At 71.5% G+C, this 569-nt stretch carries 1 protein-coding gene; it reads right to left on the reverse strand.

The window, feature by feature from the left end; genetic code table 11:
* Positions 1-569 (reverse strand): acyltransferase domain-containing protein (locus NP777_RS47135; RefSeq protein WP_256656359.1); only part of this gene is annotated, 569 nt, incomplete at both ends.

A 569-nucleotide genomic window follows, 5' to 3' on the forward strand; every position in this document is an offset into this window, starting at 1 on the left:
GATAGTCGGGCCGCAGACCCCACGCCTCGACCAGCCGGAACAACGCCACCTCAACCGCGAACAACGCGGGCTGAGTGAACCCCGTCCGATCCAACGCCTCGACGTCATCCCCGAACAGCACCGTCTTCAGCGGCCGCTCAAGGTGCTGGTCCAGCTCATCGCAGACCGCGTCCAACGCCTCCGCGAACACCGGGAAGGCGTCGTACAACTCACGCCCCATCCCCAGCCGCTGACTCCCCTGCCCCGTGAACAGGAACGCCACCTTGCCACCGGCGGTCGCCCCCTGGATCGCCTCCGCACCCGACTCACCTCGTGCCAGGGCGTCCAGACCGCGCAGGAAGCCCTCGCGGTCGTCGGCCACCAGCACCGCGCGGTGGTCGAGGGCGGCGCGCGTGGTCGCGAGCGAGTAGCCCAGGTCGGCCGGTGCGAGTTCCGGCCGCTCGTCCAGGTAGGAACGGAGCCGCCCGGCCTGGGCGCGCAGCGCGTCGGCGGTCTTCGCCGACAGCGGCCACGACGTCACACCAGAACCCGTCGCCACCTCACGCGGGGCCTCGTCCTCGCTGACCGGG

It is taken from the genome of Streptomyces rugosispiralis (assembly GCF_024505145.1).
GTDB classification, from domain to species: domain Bacteria; phylum Actinomycetota; class Actinomycetes; order Streptomycetales; family Streptomycetaceae; genus Streptomyces; species Streptomyces rugosispiralis.